The organism is Niabella ginsenosidivorans, assembly GCF_001654455.1.
Classification (GTDB): Bacteria; Bacteroidota; Bacteroidia; order Chitinophagales; family Chitinophagaceae; genus Niabella; species Niabella ginsenosidivorans.
On record NZ_CP015772.1, the window covers coordinates 3139445 to 3155332 of the forward strand.

Sequence of the window (15888 nt, forward strand, 5' to 3'; positions counted from 1 at the left end):
ACTATTTTTTAAACGCTTTTTCAATATCATCAACAGAAACACCCAATGTTTTTTTAGCTATAGTGTCTAATGCCGCTTTAGCACCGGTAAAATGATAAACGCTGTGGTGATGCACTTGTTTTTCACCCGGTTTTAATAAGGCGGCAGGGGTAACACTTTCCATTTCATAAAATGGCCCCATTTGTGTTCCGTCGGCCAGGGGGCCATCGTTGTAGGCATTCATTGCATCACCACTAAACGGTGGCCTGTCTGTACGCCATTCCTGGTTCAGGTACCGGCCATTGGGGTCAATATCATATCTGATGATCGTAAGCACTTTGCCGGCTGCATCATAACTCCCCGCTATATTCTTAACCCGTTGCGGGGGGATGCCCAGTTTGCCCCTCGACTTTCCGTCTGCCATAAAGAACAGCAACCCGTTGCTGTAACGGACCCGCTCTTTTGGTATCTCGCCAAAATAATCTGTAGTGGCCACTTTACCCGCAGCATCCTTGTTATAAGGGATCACAATGGTACAGCTTTCTGAAGGTGTAAACATATCAAGGTTCCACATACAGGGTGCGCCCGTTTTTTCATTCCAGGTATTTTTGCCGGTATTGGTGATCGTGTTTACCGTCCTGAACGCAACGGACCGGCTCCCCGGTAAAAGTTCTATGCCCAGATCTTCCTTTATGGCCGCATTGTCAATAAGCGTTACAGAACGGTCTGCTTTTATCTGCAGGGATGTACCTGCATAGTTTACCAGGTTCATTTCTTTGCTCATTGTTACAGACGATGCGTCCGAAGCAACCAGTGCCCATGCTTCTGTGTCAAAAGGAGCCGGTGTTTTCCAGTTGGCAAATTCCATTTTTGCCCCTGGTTTAAAATAAAGAGAAAACGGCCCGCCTTCCGGTCCCAGCCATAAACGGTCCTCACCACCATAGGCATTCATGTGCGCGTCTGCGTCGCCGGTAAATGCTTTATAATTTACCCAGCCAAAGCTGCTGCCATCAGGGCCGTTGGCTGTTGAAGTAAACACCTTTGCCTGGTACCTGGGTGAAACAATGACCTGGCTGGCGCCATCAGCGCTTTTCAACACTACCAGCCCGCTGTCTTTTTGCTGTAAAAAGCGTAGGTCATATCCAAAGGTCCCGGAAGTATTGTTTGCCATAGTCACGTTCTCTTTTGTTGTATCCGTTTCAGCACCTGGTGATTTTGCTGCATTATTACAGGCTAACACAACAGCGCTGCTCATCAATATTGAAAAAAGACGGTAGTTCATCTGTTTATTTTGTTTGTGTTAAGATGATTGGGTCAATAGTTATTAATTCACTTCTAATACATCTGCTTCCGGAAGCCCGGGAAATTTCTGGTGCGGCTCTGTCTGGTACCAGTAGGCCACAGTAATAATGTCAGAATGCTGTGGCAGGTAGCGCCCGCCGGATCTCCATCCCAGGTCCTGTATCGTCACTTTCAGGTCCTTGTCGAAGCGGATGGGATCCATAATGTGCCAGCGATACATTCCGAAGCGCTGCTGCGATCCGTATAACCCGTCCGGTCTCAATACCTGATGCAATCCTGTATAAGGTGTTGAAAACTCCTGGTACTGATGGGTGCGCTTGTTCTCAAAATTATAGGAGCCGCAGAAATAGTCTTCTGTTCCTGTTCCAACAATGGTGGCGTGCTCTTTATCCCCGTCCATGAAGAATTTTATTTCGCCTTCTCCCCACCAGCCATTATTGGTAACGCCAACCCCCATAAAGGTGCCTACATACTGTCCCTTGCCTTTTACACCATCCAGTATGGTATGCAGTGAATTGGCATCCGGCTTACTGCGGCGGTATTGCGCATGGAAATAGGCTTCATCATTGCCTACTTCTGTAAGCGTGTAATCAACCTGGTAATATAAGCGCATCGGCTGGCTGTCTATATTCTGCATGGTAATTTTGCAGTTTTTCCTGAAAGGCATTTTCCAGTAACTGTTAAAAGCGCTGCCCGGGTTCACGGTGATGGCAAGCGAGTTAAGGGGAGAGAACTCATTCCATGCGATTCCAAAGAATGGCCCGACGGGGCTCTCCACAGAGGGGTCTGTTTCGCCGTCATAATAGATCCTGAAAATGGAAAAATTAAGGTTGCCGGTAGGCGTCATCCATATATGCTGAATAGCACCCGGCCCGGCAATATCAGCCATCGTGAATGTTTCACCGGGGTTAATGATTATAAAAGGGTTCACTTTCCAGCCTTTGCCGAGTTCGCGCGCCTCATTAGCGGCGTTGGCCACGTTCCGTTTTCCTTTGTCTGCCACGGGATCTGCCATGCCTCCTTTTCCTTTTTCACCCGTAAAATTCTCCGGGCTGATGGATCGGGTCTTGGCATCGGACAACCGGGAAAGTGTGCTCAGGTTCATATCCAATCCGTTGAATTTTCCTTCCTGGGACCAGGCAACAGTAAAAGCCACCATACATAAGAACAAGAAACTACTTTTTTTCATATTGACAAGTTTTAGTAAATGAATCAGAAAGCTTATACGTTTAAGCAAAAATAACAAGCAAAACAGAAACCACCAACTTAATCTTTACCGATTTTTGTGCAGGCCGCTGCTTTCTCCTTTTATTATGGAAGCCGGCACAATGATCCTTATGGATTTCCTGTTTTTGCCTTCAAAGGACTGTATCAGGGAGCGAACTGCATTTTCACTGATAGCCTGTAAATTCTGTTTGATATAAGTTATAGAAGAATAGAAAAAATCAAAAGTATCACTTTCATCAAAACTGATCACCCCAAGCTGTTGCGGTACCTTTATTCCTTTTGAATGAATGGCTTTCAATGCCTGAACAGAGATGCTGTTGGTTGCAAACACCAATGCGTCAATGCCGCTATCCGCCGAATCTGATAATTGATTGAGCAATGCTGCAATATGCTCCTTATAGCCCTGATAAGGCACTTTCATCAGCCACCTGGAATGGAACCGGATGCCCCCGGCCTTCAACGCATCCCTGTAACCCGCAATCCGGTCGTGCATATGCGTCAGTGGCGTATCATACGCAATCATACCAATTTTCCTGTAACCGTTCTTTATTAACAGCTTTACTGCGGTGTACATGGCATCATGGTTATCGGTCACGACCACATTCGTGTCTACTTCCTTAAAACCACGGTCCATCAAAACAAATGGAACGCCCTTATTTTTAAGCTCCTCGATCTGCGGCTGTGAGCCTGCCACAGGTGTAATGATCAGGCCATCCACCTGACGGTTTAAAAAAGTATTGATCAGGTTCTGCGATTTTTCCAGTTGCTCATCACTGCTGCCGAATAATACCGTATACCCGTTCTTCTGCGCTTCCAGCTCAATATTCCGTGCCAGCATAGCGAAAAAGGGATTGGAAATATCGGCAACGATCAGCCCGATAGTGTTTGTCTTCCCAAACTTCAGGCCGCGCGCTATGAGATTGGGCTGGTAATTCAGCTCAATAGCCACTTTCTTTATTTTTCTCGCAGCAGCCTCTCCTACCCGGGCCTCCTTTTCCTTACCATTCAGAACATAGGATACCAGAGCAGTGGATACGCCTACTTTTTGGGCAATATCCTTCAGTGATGTGCGTTTTTTAATCATATCTCTCAAATAGTATTAATAAAAATACAAGTCCTTTTGTATCTCTTTCAATTTTCAGCCATGTAATATTAGGAGCTCCCATCAACCAGCAGCAGCCGGGTTTAAAACGCAGGGTTAAGGCAGAATGATCACCGGGGCAAGCGCAAAAGGACTTATCCCTTCTCCACAATTACAGATACCAATTTACAGAGTTTTACAGATACATTTTCCTGTTTTAATAAATATTTTTGTTTATCGGTCATTCCGGACACAGCATGCTCCCAAATAGCAGCGGCTACATCCGGCATTTAACTGCATTACGATCCGGGCAGCTATTCCTGCTGAATACGCATTGCATTTAAGTAATAGAACCGGGTACCGTTATCATTCTCTTCTCCCGCCGTAATGGTGATGTATATATTCCCGTCCACGTCGGGTTTCACCCCATCTGTACAGGCGATGTCTGACGCATTATTACCTCTGAGCGTCAGTTCAATCGATTAAGCAACCATGGCCGGCATGCAGAAGCTTTCAGTTTATTATTTTTTTATAAACAGCACCCTGTCAAAAACAAAACCCGGATTCTTCTCTGCGCTTTTAAATAAAACAGATACGGGAATGAAATTGTCAGTGACGGCTACATCCCCTATCAGCAGGTTCTGCGGTTCATTTCCTTTATTTACAGCCAGCTTATTCCAGTCATGCACTTTCAGCGCATCTGCCATCTGCACCTGAATTGCACCGGTTGCAGCACTTACCTGATGCAGGTAAACCTTATACTCCCCTTTTGGGATCTCTGCAACATTGATGGTCAGGCTGGCATTATTTTTTTCTGCCAGCACTGCAACGCCATTTTTAAACTGCAGGTTCCCGTTATAAGTGAGGTGGCGCATCAGCCTTGTGTAAAAAGTAAGCGTGTCCGGCTCATACACTCTGGTTAAAGCGGTTGTGGGAGGAACAGGTGCCGCAATGGACTGATCTGCATAGTACATGGCTACTGATGTATAGTTCACCGGCCGATTATTGCCAACGGGGCCATGCTCAATACTGTGAAAGATACTTTTGTAAAAAGGCATTTTATCCATCAGGAAAAAACGGTAACCGCCCGTTCTTCCCAACGGCAAAGAATATTCCAGACAACCGCTTAAGGGGGCACCCAACCGCTGTGCCCAACCACCCGGTTGTGCATACCACCCGCCATTGAAATAATCTTCAGAACCGGTTCCATGGGCCGTCATTTGGCCGTCAATGGCTGTAGAATCGTCTCCCTCAAAGTACTCTGTAAAGTTGGTGCCATCTGTTGCCTGGCCCTGAAACAGGGTGCCGATGTATTGCCCTTTTCCCTGGCCTTGCAGGAAAACAAAGGGCTTTCCCGCCGCAGGGCGCTCCTGTTTCCAGTAAGCATAAAAGCGGCCTTCTTTTGCGGCATTGCGTTTTTCATTGGAGTAGTAGATAGTTGCCGTTATATTAACCGATTTTTCATCACCGGCTCCAGCCCGGTAAATCAATTCCGCTTTTGCATTTTTATCAAATGGCATGGGAATATAACAATACGCTTTTGCATTTGCAGCGCCCAGAAACAAGCTCTTCATTGAGGGCGTGCCATAGGCAAAACCAAAGAAATCTGCTACCGGTACATACACTGCCGGAACCGGCTCATCATCCCAGGTTATTTTCAGATCTACCTGTTTATACATCCCGGAAAATATGCCGGGCGGCTTTAATTCTATGCCCAGGATGCGGCCACCTTCTTGCAGGTCAAACAGCCGGCTGGTACTTCCGGGTACCAGTCGTATGTTTTTTACGAGGATGCGCGGGCTTTCTGCATAGCAGCTGGATACTGACCGGTCCTCGTTATTCCATTGTTCAATAGCTTTGCCCAGCAATTGCTGTGCCCGGGCACTGTATTGCTTTTTAAACGTTTGTACCTGATACCGCTTATCATACTCCCGGTACTGGATCTGGTAAAACAACATTTTCTTACCCCGGAAAACGATCTTGCAGCCGCTCTTATACGGAACGGGAATATAGCTGTAAAAGCCACCTACCTTATGATCTGCAACAGGTGCCAGAAAAGGTGCTACTGAATTACTGAAAAGATCCCTGAATTTTATGGAAAGGCCGGGAAAACGGCTGCCATCAAAATAAAAATCGAGCGTATCATCTGTTGGCGTTGGGGTCCATATCCGTTCAATAACGCCCTGCCCTTTCTGATCAAAGATAACCAGACCTCCAGCCGGTTCTTTACGGAGATAGGAGTAGTTGCCACCAAAACCATCATCATTTCCTCCCGTGGTATCATAAGATGAAACCTGCCGGACAAGACTGCCCTCGAGATAGCGGGATAGCGCTTTCAGGTCTGAAAGCCGCTCCAGTTCGGATTCAAAAGTGACCACTGTCTGTGCATGCACAAACAGCCCTTGCACAATCATCAGTAATGAGATACAGAAGTTTCCGGTTTTAAAACTTTTCATATTTTTTGCAATCGTCGTACTAAGGTATACTTAAACGTTTAAACAACCAAATAAAATCATAAATTCCCGGTTCTTTATTCGTATTTAAACATACTGCCGGTGCTCATCAGGCATCAATGTTATGCTTCTGCACTATGATGAGGCACGGATGATCTATATCCTGATCGATACCTGCACGCCTTCACTATGGTTTTCAAACTGCAGCAACAACGTACCGGAAGTTGCATCCCATTGATCCCTCTTTGCTTCAATGGTCTTCCCGTTCAGGCTTAACTGAATTTTACTGGGTTTTCCCGGAAGGTGAATACGCATGCTGTTACTGGTGTTTGAGGGGCTGCGCAAAAGAAAGCTATATGTTCTATTTTCATATTTTTCATCATATGCCCTTCCTGCAGCGGCTATTATTTTTGGCGGATCAGCCTGAACGGTTTTCAGATCATATAAAAAGGCCTGCTGCCCCGGCTTTACTTCTTTTGCAGGTAGTACGGGCAGCTCCGGATCCAGCAGATCAACTACCGGGCCATTGATCATCAATGATGTGGTGTCTGCATTTTCATCCATTACCGCTCCAATAATATAAGGGCCTCTTTGCAGTAAAAAATTATTTTTAAATACAAGCGGGCCTGCTTTTGCATAAACTCTATGGGCCTGTTCTGTTTGCTCCAGAAATTTACCATCTGCATTGCCCGTCAGCACTAATTCTTTCGGATCTTTTCTGTTTATACAGACCCATCCCTTACCTATCTTAATAAATTTTCCGTCATCAATAGTTGTAATGCCCATCTTGTTCAACAGATCCTCAGAGGGTGCATGACAGGACTTCCCTTTTGTATTCCACCACTCCTGTATATTCTGAAACGGGTCATTATCCCTGCCATAGTACAGCAGAACCCCACCATTCTTTACCCATTTTGCCAGTGCTGTATGATAGCTTTCACTAAGCGGCTTCATATTGGCATAGCTCATTATTAAAACCTTAATGTTTTTGAGCGCATTGGCATTTGCCAGGTTTTCCATATGTACGGTTGCTACCGGCACCCCGCGTTTTACCAATGGCAGTGCCATGCCATAGAAGTTGGATAACTGCGGGTCTTCATAACCTGCATGCGTAGGAAACCGTTGAAACATCATCGAGTTCGATACCAGGATCCCGATACCCTGGGTACCGCTGACTTTACCGGCAGACGCGGGCATACTGTTTAACGCATTGATCATTACCTGCATTTGTGTAGCATAGGCAGGAGATATGGGTTGTACCGCATCACTGTTCTCCAGCTTAAATTTGCCCAGGTAAATGCGGCTTGGCCAGGGCATTACCTCATAATCTGCAACCGTTGGATAAAGCAGCTGTGCCGTGAAAGTAGCTTCATAATTCCTTTTATAATCGTCCCAGGTACGCCGCGCATCTTCTATAGGGTCAGTCAGCAAAAATATTTTTTTACCGGTGGGGGCTATCATAGAAACCATAGCCCCATATTCTAAAAAGGCATTCTCAAAAACACGTTCCTTTTTAATTCCGTTATAATAAACCGGTTCCCTGGAAGTGCCCGTCCAAATCTGTGCTATATACCCATCCACCTCTTTTATGGAAGCAAGGCTTGCTTCAGGGCTAACAATCTGCCATGAAGAATAATTGAGCAGTGAATGCGTAGGCACATAGCATTGCACCTCTTTTCCAATACTTCTACTATAGGATTTTGCATAAGCAAAACATTCCTTTAAAGCATTGTAATAAAGATGATATTTCAGTTTTGATGAGCGATAAGTAGCTTCGGGCGATTCATGCTGTGGTCTCCATTCCGCTCCGTAATACTTTTTCCATTCTGTTTTGAACGCCTGGCTATATCCTGCCCTGGCCCAGAATTCGGGCTCCTCCAGGTAAATAGCGCCTGCACCGGCATCAATCGCTCTTTTAATATGCGTTTTTATGTACTGCAGATAATTTTCTGATGGTACAATATAGGGAACATCTTTTCCATGCCAGATGGTATCACCATTGCGCTGTACCTGCCCTTCATCAAAATGCGGTCTTCCATCAAACCGGCCTTTGAAATAATCCTTGTATTGTCCCCAGGCAATACCGGTCATAAAATGCACTTTATACCCTTTATCCTGCCAGCTTTTCACCCGCTCTTCAAAATTTCCGCCGGCATCGTTGATACCATACACAATGGCTATATCAGAACGCACATCATAAGCAGCATCCCAGGCGTTCGCTATCTGGAAGGCGGTTTTTTCCTGGGCGCTCACTGTTGCAGAAGCAAGCAGGGAATACAGGCAGGCAGAAAGAAGGTTCTTTTTTATCATGATATTCTATTGATGCATCTGTAAGGTAGCTTTCATTAAAAAAACATTATACGGCCCCCATATTGACCGGGTATAAAAAAGGGAGGTTCCTTTTTCACTCAGCGGATGAATAAAGGGAGCATACCCGGGCAGTGAGTCCCGGACCGGGATCATCTTTGCCCGGCTCCAGGGCCCCTGTAAGGTTACCGCATCCCGGTATACAAGACCGTTCCCTGAAAAATGGCGGGCAGGGTCCTGCCTGGCGTCATAGCTGTATAAAATGATCCAGCGCTGCAGCGTTTTATTAAAAATAAGCGAGGCTTCACCAACAGGCGCCGGAATGACCGGCGTGGCACTGCTTTCCCGGCCCTGTACCCATCTGTGCAGAGTACCATTCCAGTACTCATACCGGTTATGGCGGGTAATATCAGCTTCCCGGAAGCGCGCCAGATAGGCGGCGCTGCCACGCCCTGATAAGGAGCCAATCATATAGATCCAGTTATCTTTTTTTGCATAACAGATCTGTGAAAATCTGCTGTTGGAATCGAAAGTAACTCCGGTAACCCGCTCCCAGTTGCGCCCACCGTCATATGACCCGTACAGCGAAGAAAAATTGGTTAGCCAGCGGCCCCCGGGCGCATTCCATTTATAAATGTTCATATAATGGACAAAATCGCCATTGCCCGCATGTATGGCTGCCGTAGGAATAGAAGTTTGATATACCCGGGGATTGGCGTGTGCGCCGGCACAGATCTCCCGGGCCCGGCCGCTGTCATCAACTGCCATCTGATCTATTGTCATCCCATCTTCTAATAAAGTATCTGCCGAAAATCCCAACACGTTTGACCGCCAGTTGCTACCATTGCCACCGCCTTTGCCTGCCTGAAAACCGGCACCGTTGGTATCGCCAAAAAAAACGCCAAATCTGCCTTTGCCCATTTCCCATACAATTCCCAGATCCGTGCCGGCAACATCAAAACGGACATCCGTTCTGTTAGGGTTGGGCAGGGTTTCGCCGGGTAGCGACCCGCCGGTTACCCGTGCCAGGGGCCGGATATCCACCAGCTCTATTTCTCCGTCCGGTGGCTTGTGGCTCTGGGCTGCAACAGCACAACCAGCTGCAATAAAAAGAAAGGTTAAAAAAGTGTGCGGTACTGATCGTTTCATCATAAATTTTGTTCCTGTAAAACATCCCATGGGTCGTGCATCAACCGATAGGATGCCGGTAAATGTTCCTGCTGACCATCTTTGACAGCACAGGCTGCAAAGATACTTTGTAATGGAAATGGCATTAAGGCACATCTACCCTTATCGCTTCATTGTAATTATGTCTTTGAATATTTTCAGTTGCATAATTGATCCGCGCTGCGGCCCGGATGAATACGGTTCTGCCGGAAGGGATCGTACCCTGTGTTGTAATAGTAACCGGCTGCCCCAACAAGGCGTTGAATGCATCCCCCGAATATTCATTGATCGTTGTATACCGGTTATCCCACTCCCTGTACCCTACATAAGGCACCTCGCTTACAAATAACCGCACATCCGTAACGTTCAAAAAATCATCACTGTATCCTCCCATAGGCTCGATCTTGGCTTTAAAATCTGCAGGGCTTACTCCTCTTGTCACAATCACCGTTGCGGTGATTTTACCGTCTTTTACCGTTGGTGTGCCTACCCATTTTAACTTCAGGAATGGCTGTACTTTAAATTCAACATCTGTTACTCCGCTTATTTCAAGGGTCTTCGATTCATCAGATAAGGTATCCCCGTTTGTATTTACTCTTACAATAGGAATAAAAGCTCCGTCTACCCTGACATTATAAGTACCTTTAAAAATTTTTGTATTCTGAAAGACGCCCTCTTTCATGCAAAAGAAATCAAATGGCTCAGGCTTGGCGCTGCCTTTCCAGCTCAGCTCCAGCAAACGCACCCGTGTTCCTTCACTTCCCTGGTCGGTTAAAACAGGCTCACCGGTGGCCACATCCACTACTTTTCCTTTTATCGTTTCGGCAGGTACGGAATAATTATCTATTTTTTTACAGGACACGAACCATATACCTGTAAAAAATAAAAATAAATAAGCAAACTGTTTCATATTGATCATACTTTATTGCTAATAATAAGTTACCGTCCGGGTTGCTGATCTATAACAGGGCTTTTTGCCACTTCCCCCCCCGGAATAAGAAAATAATATTCCTGTTCTGTTATGCGGAATCTTTTCCGGGCTTCTTCAAAGCCTGCATCAAAGAAATATTTATTGGCAACGGAAGAATAAAACGGGTATAATCCCCTGTAGTAGGCTCCATCTGACTGGGTAAAACCGTTTAACCTGTCAGAATGCTGTGTACGCCACCGGCGAATGTCCCACAGGATCTTATTTTCAAAGGCTAATTCTTTACGACGCTCTTTGCGGATCAGCATTAAACCGCTCTGGCCATCAACATCACCAGGCCCTGATAACGGATCAGCGCCTGCCCTTTCCCGGATATCCCTTATAGCCTCATAGGCTACCGGTAACAGATCGTGCCCGTCTACCGACGACTCTCCTGCCAGCGACAGTTCGGAGGCGGCTTCTGCTGCATTTAGTAATACCTCCGCATACCGCATCAGTATAAAAGACTGCTCAGACCTGCCTTCCAGAACAAGCTCCTGCGGCAGATCCGGATTGAGCCATTTGCGTACGGTAAACCCGGTAAAGGCAGCAGTCATATCAGAAGTACCAAAGGGGCCGCTTTTTCCACCACCGTTCATTTTTGTCCCATCCGGCAAGGTCACCACTTCATGAGTGGTACCATTCTGGGAAAGGAATAAGGATTTTTTTCCTGCAAAAGCTCCCTTTGCAGTATAGGCATCTACCTGGTTATAGGTTTGTGGCCCGCCAATGCTATAGTTGGTAGCCCCGTTTACCGTTCGCAGCGGGGCTATTCCGCCAGCTACGCTTCCCGTAAAAATACCTCTGCGGATGTCGATCACTTCTCCTTTAAAAATATCCCCGGGCAGGATCACATTGGCTCTTAAACGCGGTTCAGCATTTGCAAAGATGTCTGTGATCTTATCAAATAAGATATACTTACCATTTGCATCCAGTACTTTAATGGTGCCATCGGGGTTTTTAGCGATCCCATCAAATAACTCCACAAAATCGAGCGTTGGACAATTGCCTGCGGAGTAACCATTTCCCCCCATTAGCTGCCTGGGAATATTATAAGCATCATACCCATGCGCCAGATCGGGCCAGCTATAGTCCTTGGTATAAATATTTTCAGGGCTTGAAGCGTCAAAGAACATATCTACCATATTCTGGTATTGCGCTTCTTTATTATTAGCCGCCCAATTCTTTTTATAGAGGGAATATTTGCCTGAAACTATGATCTGCTCCGCGGCTTTAAATGCCTCTGTAAAATATTTTTTTGAGGCAGCAGCTGCAGTGCCCGGGTCAAAACCAATGACGCGCACTTTTGTTTTTTGCCCGAACCCGGTAGTTCTGTTATATTTTGCCACACTGCCTGCAAACAGCATGGCTTCGGATTTAAAGCCCAGCGCAACATACTTGTTTGAATAGCCTTTAACGGGGCTGGTTTCAGGAAGGTTCTCAACTGCCTTGTCAAAATCTGCAAGCACCTGGTTCCAGGTTTCTTCTTCTGTTGACCGGGGCACTTCCAATGCGGCAGCATCATTTTCAGGATACTGCAGTACCCTGGTTACAAGGGGCACCCCACCATACCGCTTTGCCAGGGCATAAAAGACCATGGCCCGTGCAAAATAGGCTTCTCCTATGTAATCATTATATTCTGCGTCGCTAAAATTCGCCTTATAGTTGGGAAGGTTTTCCAGCAGGGTATTGGCATCTCTCAGTAAATTAAAGGCACGGCCCCAATACGCCCCGTTACGTGCCCAGCCCTCTGAAGTCATGGCCTCGCCTGCATCACGCCCTAAGGAAGACCCTTCATTGGTGCCCGGGGTTACCAGCCAGTCGTCAAAGAACTGCCGGGCGGGAGAATATTTAAAATCTTCAAAGGGCATCTGGCTGTACATACGGGACATATACAGCTTCATTGCATCGTTGTTGGCAAACAGATCCTGCTCCTGCACTATATTCTGAGGGGGTATGTCTAAAAACTTTTTGCAGGAAAAGAATGAAACGGCAACGCCGGCCATTGCTATGATCAAAAAAATAGATTTCGTTTTCATAACCGTTCTTTGTTCGTTTTAAAATGTAACGCTTACTCCTAAAGAAACCGTTTTATTTAACGGATACAGGTAGCCCCAGGTATCATTGGGATGTTCCGGATCTATATATTTTACTTTTGTAAACGTAACCAGGTTATATGCATTTGCATAGATCCTGGCCCTGGAGATACCGATCCTTTTGACCATTCGCAGCGGGAGGGTATACCCCAGCTCTATACTTTTTAAACGGAGATAGGCACCGTTAACGGAGTTAAAAGAGGAGTTCACATCCGGCAGCGAACCGGTATAGGCATAATGACCGGGCACCCACTGGGTTGCCGGATCATAGGGGTCTGCCGCAGGATCTGCAGGATGCCAGCGATCCATGAACTGAACCATAGCTCCGGATTCACTATTTCCCCACAGCGGCTGATAGAGCTGCTCCAGGTATTGAAATGTAGTTAATGCAGACCCCTGAAGCAGAAAATTCAAATCGAACCCTTTGTATGCCAGGTCCCCGATCAGACTGAAGTTCATTAAGGGTATATAGCCCATGTTCATCCAGTTGGTAGGGCCGTACTGGAGCGGATGTACATCCTGGTCATTAATTTCGCCATCGCCGTTCCAGTCTTCATATTTATAATCGCCGGGCAGGGTTGCCCTCCCTGTATATACAGGGCTATTGTAAATATCGTCCCAGGATGCATACTGGCCATTGCCCTGCAATCCCCACCACGTGCCCTGGTACCGGTCATTCTGGTTATTTCTCCAGTTGAGATAAGAGTTGCCAAAAGCACCGCTCTCAACATACAGCGTTTTAATACGGGTATAGGAAAGAATTCCCTTTAAGCCATAAGACAGTTCACCGATTGTGTTCCTGTGAGTGATTTCAAGATCAAATCCGGATGCCTGGTCGCTGTTTAAATTTTCCTGGGGTAGTCCTGCGCCAACAACAGTTGGTATGCCACCGTTGCGCTGTGCCAGCAACCCTTCTCTTCTCCGGTTAAAATAATCTACGGTAAAGCCTAATAAGCCTTTCCAGCCGGTAAAGTCTACCCCAACATCAAATGTTTTTGCCGTAAACCAGGTAATATAGGGGTTTACTATTCCTACATTATTAGCACTGGCCACAAAATTGCCATCAAAAACATACCCGCCGGTAAAGTTCCTTGAGTCTGTGGCGGAAGGATACAGGTATCCGGGAAACCATTGATAGTTTGATGCATTATCATCTCCTGTAACACCATAGGAGGCTCTCAGCTTTAACTGATCTATAAATGAAAGCGCTGAATTGTTCTTAATGAATTTTTCCTCGGAAAGCCGCCATCCTACCGAAGCTCCGGGAAAGAACCCCCATTGATATCCTTTTGCAAATTTTGATGATCCGTCATAGCGGAATAAAAATTCAGCAAGGTACCTGCCTGCATAGCCGTAATTAAACCGCCCGGCAAGGCCCATATTGGCATTGTTATAAAAGTCCTGAATATCATCATGAGTCCCTAAATACATATAACCAATCTGGCTGGATGAAACACCGGCAAAAAGATAAGGTAACTGCAATGCAAGATCCCGTTGCGCCATAAAGTTATCGCCCTGTTTTTTTTGCGCCTCCCAAACCAGGGTTCCGTCTACCTGGTGCTGGTCAAACCGGTTGCTGTAACTCAATGCGGTCTGACTAAGAATCTGGGTGCGGTAAAACGCTTCCCGTGTGGTGCGGTTGGGAGATTGCCTTGTAAATGACTGATAGGTATCGCTAGCTTCATCATACCTGTATTGCTCATATTGCCTTTGATAAATAGTACGATTGGAATTATTATAATCGTAACTGAAGAGCGTTTTGATATTTAATCCCTTCACACCGGGTATATCATATTGAAGACTTAATGAGGGTTGTACCCAATTGTTAACGATCTTCCTGAATCCGACAATATCCTTATCCATGAAGGAAATGGGGTTGTCTCCCTCTATTAAGCCCTGGTAGGGCTTTGTTGGATCATTATTTGCATAGGCAGGTATTTGCGGTCCCTGTCTCCAGAAAGAACGGATGATCCACCACGCATCCTGATAGGGGCGGTTAATGGTTTCGCTTACCAGGTTCACTCCCGCATCAAGTGTAAGGTAATTGGTAATCTTTGCTGTAATACTGGTCCGCAGGTTATATTTAGTGTAGTTCAGATCGTCTGTCTGAAAAAAGCTGCCCTGGTACATATACCCTCCGCCCACATAATATTTAATTTTATCATTACCCCCCGTGGCGCTTAAGTTATGTTCCGTTTGCGGGGCAAACTTCGCAAATACAAGCGGATACCAGTCAGTGCTTTTTCTGGTACCATTTCTGTACTCTTCAAAAATGTCATCACCAAAAACAGGCGTTCCGCCATTAATATTGTGCAGGGCTGCCTCGTTCCGCAATGTCATGTACTCATAAATATCTACTGTTTTAGGTAACCCTGAGGGGATCTGCCAGGTGTAGGTACCGTCATAGGATAGTGTGCTCTTATTGTTTGATCCTTTTTTTGTAGTTACCAAAACAACCCCATTGGCAGCCCGCACTCCGTATATAGCGGCTGAAGCATCTTTCAGCACAGATATATTTTCGATATCATTTGCATTCAGCCTTTGAAAATCGGTTGCGGTCCTTGGCACACCGTCTATAACTACCAACGGTGTACCCAACCCCCTTATATCAAAAGCATTATTGAATGCTCCGGGTTCTGCCGACCGTTGTACCACCCTTACCCCTGCTATCTTACCGGTAAGCATGTTCTGCGGGTTTTCATTCTTTGTTGTAATGATTTCTTTGGAAGTAATGGAGGATACCGCACCTGTCAGTGTTGTTTTCTTTTGTGTACCATACCCTACCACCACAATTTCATCCATGGCATTTGCTTCTTCCTGCTCCAGGGTTACCGTAAGATGGAATTGATTCCCAACCGCCGCTTCTTTGGTTGCGTACCCGATCGCCGAAAAAACAAGCACCACATTGCTTCCTGATACAGTAAGGCTGAACGCCCCGTTTTCATCCGTAATGGTACCTGTGGTACCTCCTTTTATCTGAACGCTTACGTTGGATAGCGGTGCGCTTTTTACATCCTGTACAACACCGGTTATTTTTTTGGGCTGATCTGTGTTCTGAGCAGACACATTTTTACAGCAAATGGCAAAACTATTAACCATTAACAGCAATAGTATATATTTCATAAAAGGGCTATTATTTTACTAACTAAAGAATATCAACTACTTCTTATTATTGAGCAAAATACCGATACGGGGCTATTACAGAATGCCTGCGACACAAGCACCAATTAGCAACTTCCAGCTACCGCCTATTACCACATCAAATAAAAAATCAGCAAGCGAAATTCAAAAATAGCAATTCAATCCAGG

9 protein-coding genes are annotated in these 15888 nt (G+C 45.9%); all 9 read right to left on the reverse strand.

Annotation, left to right across the window (positions count from 1 at the left end; translation table 11 throughout):
* Window position 1: 1 nt before the first annotated feature.
* Window positions 2-1261: a DUF6786 family protein gene (locus tag A8C56_RS13070; protein WP_067756764.1), complete on the reverse strand. Its 1260-nt coding sequence runs from the start codon at window positions 1259-1261 to the stop codon at window positions 2-4.
* 42 nt (window positions 1262-1303) lie between these two features.
* On the reverse strand, window positions 1304-2470 hold the full coding sequence (locus tag A8C56_RS13075; protein ID WP_067756767.1) for a glycoside hydrolase family 172 protein: 1167 nt from the start codon (window positions 2468-2470) through the stop codon (window positions 1304-1306).
* Between the two features lie 84 nt (window positions 2471-2554).
* Window positions 2555-3592: a LacI family DNA-binding transcriptional regulator gene (locus A8C56_RS13080; RefSeq protein WP_067756770.1), complete on the reverse strand. Its 1038-nt coding sequence runs from the start codon at window positions 3590-3592 to the stop codon at window positions 2555-2557.
* A gap of 518 nt (window positions 3593-4110) precedes the next feature.
* A complete protein-coding gene (locus A8C56_RS13085; protein ID WP_067756773.1) occupies window positions 4111-6045 on the reverse strand; it encodes a glycoside hydrolase family 172 protein in 1935 nt (644 codons plus the stop codon).
* Between the two features lie 153 nt (window positions 6046-6198).
* Entirely contained in the window at window positions 6199-8352 is a 2154-nt protein-coding gene (locus A8C56_RS13090) for a hypothetical protein (protein ID WP_157097974.1), read from the reverse strand.
* A gap of 6 nt (window positions 8353-8358) precedes the next feature.
* Complete coding sequence (locus A8C56_RS13095; RefSeq protein WP_169818778.1) at window positions 8359-9501, reverse strand: DUF4185 domain-containing protein; 1143 nt, start codon at window positions 9499-9501, stop codon at window positions 8359-8361.
* A 121-nt stretch (window positions 9502-9622) separates the two neighbouring features.
* Window positions 9623-10426, reverse strand: coding sequence for a DUF3823 domain-containing protein (locus A8C56_RS13100; RefSeq protein WP_067761994.1), 804 nt, complete (start codon window positions 10424-10426; stop codon window positions 9623-9625).
* Window positions 10427-10455: 29 nt separating this feature from the next.
* A complete protein-coding gene (locus tag A8C56_RS13105; protein WP_067756779.1) occupies window positions 10456-12522 on the reverse strand; it encodes a RagB/SusD family nutrient uptake outer membrane protein in 2067 nt (688 codons plus the stop codon).
* Window positions 12523-12540: 18 nt separating this feature from the next.
* Window positions 12541-15702, reverse strand: a complete 3162-nt coding sequence (locus tag A8C56_RS13110; RefSeq protein WP_067756783.1) for a SusC/RagA family TonB-linked outer membrane protein — start codon at window positions 15700-15702, stop codon at window positions 12541-12543.
* Window positions 15703-15888 lie beyond the last annotated feature (186 nt).

Bases quoted from the DNA above. Each gene is read 5' to 3' on its own strand.
- A8C56_RS13070 (WP_067756764.1), bottom strand. From the start codon at position 1,261: ATGAACTACCGTCTTTTTTCAATATTGATGAGCAGCGCTGTTGTGTTA.
- A8C56_RS13075 (WP_067756767.1), bottom strand. From the start codon at position 2,470: ATGAAAAAAAGTAGTTTCTTGTTCTTATGTATGGTGGCTTTTACTGTT.
- A8C56_RS13080 (WP_067756770.1), bottom strand. From the start codon at position 3,592: ATGATTAAAAAACGCACATCACTGAAGGATATTGCCCAAAAAGTAGGC.
- A8C56_RS13085 (WP_067756773.1), bottom strand. From the start codon at position 6,045: ATGAAAAGTTTTAAAACCGGAAACTTCTGTATCTCATTACTGATGATT.
- A8C56_RS13090 (WP_157097974.1), bottom strand. From the start codon at position 8,352: ATGATAAAAAAGAACCTTCTTTCTGCCTGCCTGTATTCCCTGCTTGCT.
- A8C56_RS13095 (WP_169818778.1), bottom strand. From the start codon at position 9,501: ATGATGAAACGATCAGTACCGCACACTTTTTTAACCTTTCTTTTTATT.
- A8C56_RS13100 (WP_067761994.1), bottom strand. From the start codon at position 10,426: ATGAAACAGTTTGCTTATTTATTTTTATTTTTTACAGGTATATGGTTC.
- A8C56_RS13105 (WP_067756779.1), bottom strand. From the start codon at position 12,522: ATGAAAACGAAATCTATTTTTTTGATCATAGCAATGGCCGGCGTTGCC.
- A8C56_RS13110 (WP_067756783.1), bottom strand. From the start codon at position 15,702: ATGAAATATATACTATTGCTGTTAATGGTTAATAGTTTTGCCATTTGC.